The organism is Isoptericola sp. NPDC057191, from assembly GCF_042670225.1.
Classification (GTDB): domain Bacteria; phylum Actinomycetota; class Actinomycetes; order Actinomycetales; family Cellulomonadaceae; genus Isoptericola.
Genome location: NZ_JBHUWC010000200.1, coordinates 1 through 7,341, shown reverse-complemented (window position 1 = coordinate 7,341; position 7,341 = coordinate 1). Strand labels below are relative to the sequence as shown.

General features: G+C 75.6%; 8 protein-coding genes and 2 tRNA genes. 3 read left to right on the top strand and 7 right to left on the bottom strand.

The window, feature by feature from the left end:
* Positions 1-67 precede the first annotated feature (67 nt).
* Positions 68-565, bottom strand: a complete 498-nt coding sequence (locus ACFT55_RS17895; protein ID WP_380245195.1) for a hypothetical protein — start codon at positions 563-565, stop codon at positions 68-70.
* 37 nt (positions 566-602) lie between these two features.
* Positions 603-1,397 (bottom strand): dihydrofolate reductase family protein, encoded by a 795-nt coding sequence (locus tag ACFT55_RS17890; RefSeq protein ID WP_380245194.1) that lies wholly within the window; start codon positions 1,395-1,397, stop codon positions 603-605.
* Between the two features lie 38 nt (positions 1,398-1,435).
* Between ACFT55_RS17890 and zapE the strand changes: the two genes are divergently transcribed.
* The gene (gene zapE / locus ACFT55_RS17885) at positions 1,436-2,521 is read left to right on the top strand and encodes a cell division protein ZapE (protein WP_380245193.1); all 1,086 of its coding nucleotides are present in this window, start codon (positions 1,436-1,438) and stop codon (positions 2,519-2,521) included.
* Between the two features lie 23 nt (positions 2,522-2,544).
* Here zapE and ACFT55_RS17880 read toward each other — a convergent pair whose 3' ends face one another.
* Entirely contained in the window at positions 2,545-4,191 is a 1,647-nt protein-coding gene (locus tag ACFT55_RS17880) for a hypothetical protein (protein WP_380245192.1), read from the bottom strand.
* A gap of 209 nt (positions 4,192-4,400) precedes the next feature.
* Here ACFT55_RS17880 and ACFT55_RS17875 point away from each other — a divergent pair, with 209 nt between their 5' ends.
* Positions 4,401-4,637, top strand: a complete 237-nt coding sequence (locus ACFT55_RS17875) for a hypothetical protein (RefSeq protein WP_380245191.1) — start codon at positions 4,401-4,403, stop codon at positions 4,635-4,637.
* A gap of 20 nt (positions 4,638-4,657) precedes the next feature.
* Here the strand turns inward: ACFT55_RS17875 and ACFT55_RS17870 are convergent, their stop codons facing one another.
* From ACFT55_RS17870 to ACFT55_RS17855, 4 genes are all read right to left on the bottom strand, one after another.
* The gene (locus ACFT55_RS17870; protein ID WP_380245190.1) at positions 4,658-4,984 is read right to left on the bottom strand and encodes a hypothetical protein; all 327 of its coding nucleotides are present in this window, start codon (positions 4,982-4,984) and stop codon (positions 4,658-4,660) included.
* Positions 4,985-4,994: 10 nt separating this feature from the next.
* Positions 4,995-5,321: a DUF2277 domain-containing protein gene (locus tag ACFT55_RS17865; protein WP_380245189.1), complete on the bottom strand. Its 327-nt coding sequence runs from the start codon at positions 5,319-5,321 to the stop codon at positions 4,995-4,997.
* A gap of 122 nt (positions 5,322-5,443) precedes the next feature.
* Positions 5,444-5,518, bottom strand: a tRNA-Val gene (locus ACFT55_RS17860).
* 41 nt (positions 5,519-5,559) lie between these two features.
* Positions 5,560-5,632, bottom strand: a tRNA-Gly gene (locus tag ACFT55_RS17855).
* 265 nt (positions 5,633-5,897) lie between these two features.
* Between ACFT55_RS17855 and ACFT55_RS17850 the strand changes: the two genes are divergently transcribed.
* Positions 5,898-7,262, top strand: a complete 1,365-nt coding sequence (locus ACFT55_RS17850) for a threonine/serine exporter ThrE family protein (protein ID WP_380245188.1) — start codon at positions 5,898-5,900, stop codon at positions 7,260-7,262.
* Positions 7,263-7,341: the final 79 nt, after the last annotated feature.

Sequence of the window (7,341 nt, the reverse complement as noted above, 5' to 3'; positions counted from 1 at the left end):
CCCGCACCCTGCGCAGGGTGCGGGCCCGTCGTGCTCGTCCGGGGTCGTGAGGACTCCTGGGTCGGTCTCAGTCGCCGATCTCGCTGGTGCCGGCGTACAGGTGCAGCACGGGCGCGTGCAGGTGCTCGCGGGCGCGGGAGGCCCAGTCGGACCGGAAGGTGTCCGCCACCACGTGCGGGTAGGTGACGACGACGACGTCCGCCACGCCCTCCGGCCCGCCCTCGGCCGTGACCGCCGCGCTCAGCGCGGGCAGCGGGTCCTCGTCGGTGACCTCGCCGTCGGCCACGGCCCCGGCCGCGCGCAGCGCGGCCAGCGACCGCGCGAGGCGGTCGGCGGCGGTCACCCGCGCCTCGGCGGTGGTGGGTTCCTTGCCCACGAGGTCCTGCCCGGCCTCGCGCAGCTCACCCACCCACAGGTGGTCGATGATCGCGGCCACGACGTTGCGGTCGGTGTCCGAGGGGACGAGCACGCGGTAGCGCTCGGCCTGGTCGTCGTGCAGGGACAGGATGTGCGCCACGTCGGCGTCGGTGAGGGCGTCCTCGGTGAGGACGACGGTCGTCGGCATGCCTGCACCGTAGTCATCCGGTGCGCCGCGCGCGAGGTCAGCGCAGCAGCCACCGCGCCAGGAGGGTGCCCGTGCCCGGCGCGTGCAGGAGGTGCGCGAGCCGCGCGGGCGCCGGCGGGGCCGCCGGGACGCCCCCGGCGGGCGTGTCGACGGGGCCGTGCGGCGGGGCGGCGACGATCCGTGACGGCCCGGGCCCCACGGTCAGCGGGCTGGTCGTGACGCACAGCTCGTCCACCAGGTGGTCCGCGAGCATCGCGGCGAGCAGCGTCGGCCCGCCCTCGCACAGCACCCGCGCGAGCCCTCGGTCAGCCAGCGCGGCGAGGCCGGCGCGGAGGTCGACCTCGTCCGGGTCGTGCGCCGCAGGCAGCGCCAGGACGCGGTCGGCGGGCAGCATCCGCGCCGCGGTCCGGGCCCCGGCGGCGCCGGTGAGGACCAGGGGCGGCCGGTCGCCGGTGGTGAGCTGCTGCGGCACCCGGCCCGAGCGCGACACCAGCGCGAGCTCGAGGGGCTGCTCGGCGGCGGACGCGAGGCCGGCGGGCCGGTCGAGCGCCGTGTAGCCCTCGTGCCGCGCCGTGCCGGCGCCGATCAGGACGACGTCGGCCGCCGCGCGCAGCACGCGGAACACGCGCCAGTCCGCGTCGTCGTTGATGGACCCGGACAGGTGGTCGGCGCCCCAGGCCCCGCCGTCGACCGTCGCGACCATGTTGGCCCGGACGGACGGTGTGCCCGCAGGCGTCTCGTAGAGCGCGGCGAGCCGGGTCTCGGCCGGGTCGGGGGGCAGGTGCTCGGGACCGGGGACGAGCAGGTCCAGCGGCGTCGTGGCAGATCTCACAGCGGCCAGCGTACTGACGCGGCGTAGCCTTGACGGTCGTGACGCTCACGCAGGACACCGCCGCGACGCCCCCGACTCCCGGCCCCCGGGAGGGCTCGGTGCCGTCGTTGTCGGCCGTCCGCCCGACCGTCTCGCCGGACCGGCTGCTCGCGGACCTCGTGCCGCCGCGCCACTTCGCGCAGGCCAGGTTCTCGACGTACCGCGCCGACCCGGCACACCCGAGCCAGACGACGGTGCCGGCCCGGCTGCAGGAGGTCGCCCGCGAGATCACGGCGGCGCGCGCGTCCGGCCTCAAGGCGCTGTTCGGGCGTCGCAAGGCCGCCCCGGCGGTGTACATGGACGGTGGCTTCGGCGTCGGCAAGACGCACCTGCTCACCTCCCTGGCGCACGAGGTCACGGCCGCGCTGGGAGACGGGTCGGTCGCGTACGGCACGTTCGTCGAGTACACGAACCTGGTGGGCGCCCTCGGCTTCCTCCCGACCGTCGAGGCGCTGGCCAGCCGCCGGCTCGTCTGCATCGACGAGTTCGAGCTGGACGACCCGGGCGACACGGTGCTGATGTCCCGTCTGCTGCGCGAGCTCGCGGACCGCGACGTCGCCCTCGCCGCCACCTCGAACACCCTGCCCGAGGCGCTGGGGGAGGGCCGCTTCGCCGCGGAGGACTTCCTGCGCGAGATCCAGGCGCTCTCGTCACGTTTCGAGGTGCTGCGGGTGGACGGCAAGGACTACCGCCACCGCGCGGTGGTCACGGAGTCGGAGGCGCTGGCCAGGGACGTCGTGGCGCGCGCCGCCGCCGCCCGGCCCGGCGCGGTCCTCGACGAGTTCGACGACCTGCTCGCCCATCTCGCCACCGTGCACCCGAGCCGCTACGGCGCCCTGCTCGACGGCGTCGAGCTGGTGGCGCTCACCGGCGTGCGGCCCGTGCAGCGCCAGGAGGTGGCGCTGCGGCTGGTGGTGCTCGTCGACCGCCTCTACGACCGCGACGTGCCCGTCCTGCTCGCCGGCGACGCCGGGCAGCACCTGTTCTCCGAGGAGATGCTCCGCGGCGGCTACCGCAAGAAGTACTTTCGGGCGCTCTCGCGCCTGGGCGCGCTCGCCGAGGAGGGGCGCCGCCTCGCGGCCTGACCGCGACCTCGCCGCCGGGCCGGCTACGGCTCGAGCGGGCCGGTGTGCAGGACCGCGGGCGACCGGGGCGGCAGGCGCAGGCTGCCGCCCTCGTACGCCGTGCCGTCGGGGTCCCAGGCAGCGACGAGCCGCGTGTCGTCCGGCAGCTCGGTGACGTCGAGGGTCGCTCCCTCCGTGCCGGTGACGAGCGCGACGACGGTACGGCCACGCAGCCCGAGCAGCGTCGTCCCGTCGGTCCGGACCTCCACCGCCTGGTCGCGGTCGGCCGACGCCGCCGGGCGCAGCGCCACGAGGGTCCGGGTCCACGCCACGAGCCGCCGTGTGCGCGCGTCCCGGGCGGGGACGGGCACGTGCTCGGTGTCGAGCACCGGGGGTGTGCCGGCGAGGATCGCGAAGGTGAGCAGGCAGGCCCGGTCGTCGTCCGTGACGACCGTCGCCGCCAGGTCGGCCTCGTGCGCGTCGGGCGTCCACGGGACGGACCGGTTCGCGGCGGGGAGCCGTGTGAGGTCGCGGACGAGCACCGAGGCGGCGCGCTGGGTGGCGCGGTGCGCGCGGCGCAGGCTCGGCGGGCGCCAGGGCGCGTCGGACGCGGGCGGGAAGACCTCCTGGGCGAGCCTGCGCAGGTCCTGGGCGCGGTCGTCGTCACCCGGGGCGGCGAGGATGTCGTGCACGACCGTCGTCAGCCGGTCGCTGCGCCCCGGCCCGTCCACGAGGAGGGCGACGCGACGGCCGAGCCGCTCGCCGAGGCGGTGGACGTCCTCGGCGAGCTCGCCGAGGAACGGGACCGCGGAGCGGTCGACGAGGGCCTCGACGTCGAGGAGCAGGCCGTCGACGTGGAAGTCGCGCAGCCACCGCTCGGCGTCGGCCACGAGGAAGTCTCGCGGTCCCCGGCTGCCGGTCCCGTCGAGGTTGAGGCGCGGGCTGTCCGAGCCCGCAGGGCTCGGCCTGGCCCCGGTGCGGGGGCCGATACGCGACCCGGCCGCATAGGGGCCGAAGGCGTGCAGGCCGAGCCGGTCGGCGACGGCCCAGCGGTGCGGGGCGTCGAGCACGACGGCGAGGCCGTGCGCGTGCGCGCGGTCGACGAACCGCTGCAGGGCGCGCGGTCCGCCGAACGCCTCGTGCACGGCGAAGAGGCGGACGCCCCCGACGGGCCCGCGCTCCAGGTCGAACGCGGCGACGGGGGAGAGCTCGACGCCGACCACGCCGGCGTCCGCGACGTCCGCCAGGCGGTCTGCGGCGGCGTCGAGGGTGCCCTCGGGCGTGAACGTCGAGATGTCGACCCGCAGGAGGGCTCCGACGCCGAGGTCGGCGCCGTGCCAGGCGTCGTCCGTCCAGGGGAAGTCCGGATCCAGCACGCGGGACGGCCCGTGGAAGCCGTGCGGCAGGGAGGTGCTGCACGGGTCGGGGACCGGAGCCCTGCCGTCGATCGAGAACATGTAGTCGGTGCCGACCGCCAGCTCGTCGTCGGCGCGCCAGTAGCCGGGCTCGTGCGCGCCCACGAGGCGCAGCGGCAGCCGGTCGCCCGTCGCTGACAGGACCACCTCGACCGTGTGGGCACGCGGGGCCCAGACGACGGGGCGGGGCCCCGGCCAGCGGTCCTGCGTGCGCGGGAGCGGGGGCGGGGGGCCGGGCGCCGCCCTGTCGGCGAGGCCAGGCTCGGCAGCGGTCACGGCCGACACTCTAGCCACGGGCACCCGTCCACGCGGCTTGTGGTCCGGGGGCTGGCTGCGCGCGCACCGGCCCAGCGTGCACGCGCCGGTCAGGAGGCGTCCGGGGCACGTGCAGGCGCGGAGGCGGCGGCCATGACGCGGGTGATCTTGGACAAAAATACTGTGCCAAGCGCAGGCGGGCCGGCGCGGCTGCTGCTAGACCTGGGCCCATGAGCACGCACCACACGGACGCCGTCACCCCGGCGACAGTGAAGGACAGGTTGGACGAGTCGATCGCCTCGCAGGCGCGGCTGGCACCCCGGCGCCGCCCGCAGGACGACCGGCTCGGCGACGCGCGAGCGGGAGGCGACGCGGCGAAGGCGCCGACGTCCCTCACGGCGGCCGAGCACGGCCCCATGGAGGGCTCCTCCAGCGGAGTGTCCTGGGACGACCCCGACGAGCTCTGACCGCAGGGCCGCGCTGCGCCTCAGCGGGGGAGGCGGTCCGCTCCGACGGGGACCAGCCGCGGCATCCCGGCGGGTGCGACGCGGCTCAGCGCGACGTAGCGGGCCTCCGCGCGGTGCAGGCGGATGTGCTCGTCGAGGGACCAGTCCGGCCCGTTGGTGAGCACCATCCCGCACGAGCAGTCGATCTCGACCACGCCGCCCGCGACGTGCCGCACCTGGCCCACCGTGACGTGCGACGCCCGTGCGGCCGCCTTGGCCCGGTGCATGGTCGCGGAGACCGGGTCGGGAGAGCCGGCGGCAGGCTCGTCGACAGGCTCGTCGACAGGGGCGGGCGAAGCGTGGTTCACGCGGGCGAGCCTAGTGCGTGTGGGCGATGCCGAGCTCGTGCATCCGTTCGTGCTCCTCGCGCGCTGCCTGGCGCGCGGCGATGCGGGCCTGGACCTCCTCGCGGCGCAGCGGCGGCACCGTCTTCGGAGGTTGGCGCCGGGCCGGGAGCTCGCCCAGCAGGCGCGTGACGATCTCGGCGATCTCGGCGGTGGCCTCCTCGCAGGGCTCGCGCGTGGCGGGACCCGCTGATCGCTGGACGCCCGTCACCTTGCGGACGAACTGCTCCGCGGCGGCCTGGATCTCCTCGTCGGTGGCGGGCGGCTCGAGCCCCCGCAAGGTCGTGATGTTGCGGCACATGGTTCTGACGCTACGCCGCGACGGTGACGAGAGCGACGGGCGAGACCGGCCGGTCGCGCTGGGCTCGGGAAGCGGGTGGAGAACGACGAAGGCCGCCCCGGTGGTCCGGGACGGCCTCGTGCTGGTGGGCGATACTGGGATCGAACCAGTGACCTCTTCCGTGTCAGGGAAGCGCGCTACCGCTGCGCCAATCGCCCAAACGGCTGCTGCGCTCCCGAGACGGGAATGCAGAGCTCGGAGCGGATGACGGGACTCGAACCCGCGACCCTCACCTTGGCAAGGTGATGCTCTACCAACTGAGCCACATCCGCGCGACCAAGGAGCTCCGGGGTTCCCCCCGGCCTCTCGGCGCCTGAGGAACATTACCCGGCCAGGGGCGGGCTGGTCCAATCGCGGCCGTGTGACCTGCGACGCCGTGCCGGTCGCCCTCTGTCGCTCGTCTGTCGCTCCTCGGTCGTCCGCTGTCGTCCGGACGATCTGTCCCGTTGCGTTCGCGCTCCGCGCCGTCAGGCCTGATGCTGCGAGCGGGCGCGTGCGTCCGAGGGCGACGTCGGCGCGGGGCGAGGACGGAGACGCATGGGCGAGGGCCAGGGCGGGGAGCCGGCCCCGCCGCGGCGACGAGGCTGGCGGGAGCGTCTCGCCGCGGTCCTGCACGCAGGCGGTCCCGCCAGTCGGCCGCAGCCTGCGCCCCGGCACGTGGTGGACCCGGACCTCGTGCCGCTCCTCACCGAGCTCGGCGTCGGGCTGCTCGACGCGGGGCAGGCGACGAACGAGGTCGAGGACGCGCTCCGCCAGGTCTCGCGGACCCGCGGCGAGGCGGAGGTGCGCGCGTTCGTCGTGCCCACGGGCGTGCTGGTGCAGGTCGACGAGCCGGACGACGTGCGCACCTACTACGAGAGCTCGACGGGGCTCGGCTTCCACGTGGACCAGGTCGGCGCCCTCGACACGCTCGTCGAGGACGTGGCCGCGGCGCGCGTGTCGCTGCGGGACGCGCGCATGCGGCTGGCCGAGATCGCCGCGGCGCCGGCCCGGTTCGGTCCCGTGGTGGCCGTGCTCGGGCACGTCCTGCTGTCCGTCGGCTTCGCCCTGTGCCAGCAACCCACCGCCGGTTCGGTCGTCGGGGTCGCGGCCCTCGGGCTCGTCGTCGGCGTCCTGCAGGTGAGCGTGCCGCGGGGGAGCGCCCTCGCGAACGCCCTGCCCGTCCTCGCGTCGTTCCTCGTCACGGTCTTGGCGATCGGCGTCGTCGGCCCGCTGGTCGACGCCAGCCTCGTCGACCTCGTCGCGCCGCCCCTGGTCAGCCTGCTGCCCGGCGCCGCGCTCACCACGGCCACCATGGAGCTCACGCACCACCAGGTGGTGTCGGGCGCGAGCCGGCTGGTGCACGGGCTCGGTCAGCTGCTCCTCCTCGCCTTCGGCGTCGTCGCCGGCGTGGCTGCCGTCGGGACGCCGGAGCCGGTGGCGGGGGCGCCCCTGCCTGCCTGGGTCGCGTACGTCGGCGTGACGTTCGTGGCCTGCGGGGACGTGCTGTACTCGTCGGCGCCCCGCCGCTCGTTGGGCTGGATCGCGCTGACCCTGTACGCGGCGTTCGTCGCGCAGGCCGTGGGGGCGGTGCTCCTGTCCCCGCAGCTCTCGGGTTTCCTGGGCGGCTTCGTGCTGGTCGTCGTGGCGCGGGTCGTCGCGCGGGCACGGACGGGCCCGTCGCGGCTCGTGACGACGCTGCCCGGCTTCTGGCTGCTCGTGCCCGGCTCGCTGGGCTTCATCGGGATCTCGGAGGTGGCCACGTCCGGTGCGCAGGCTGTCACCGAGCTCGTGGATCTGGTGCTGGCGCTCTTCGCGATCGCGCTCGGGATCATGACGGGCACCGCCGTGTCGCGGCAGGCGTCGACACTGACCCAGAGCCTGCGGCGTCCCCTCCGTGCCCAAGGACGACGAAGCCCCTGACCGGGGAGCCGGTCAGGGGCTTCGTCGTGCTGGTGGGCGATACTGGGATCGAACCAGTGACCTCTTCCGTGTCAGGGAA

Excerpts from the sequence above, each read along its gene's own strand:
- ACFT55_RS17895 (WP_380245195.1), bottom strand. The coding sequence starts at position 565 with ATGCCGACGACCGTCGTCCTCACCGAGGACGCCCTCACCGACGCCGAC.
- ACFT55_RS17875 (WP_380245191.1), top strand. The coding sequence starts at position 4,401 with ATGAGCACGCACCACACGGACGCCGTCACCCCGGCGACAGTGAAGGAC.
- ACFT55_RS17865 (WP_380245189.1), bottom strand. The coding sequence starts at position 5,321 with ATGTGCCGCAACATCACGACCTTGCGGGGGCTCGAGCCGCCCGCCACC.
- ACFT55_RS17850 (WP_380245188.1), top strand. The coding sequence starts at position 5,898 with ATGGGCGAGGGCCAGGGCGGGGAGCCGGCCCCGCCGCGGCGACGAGGC.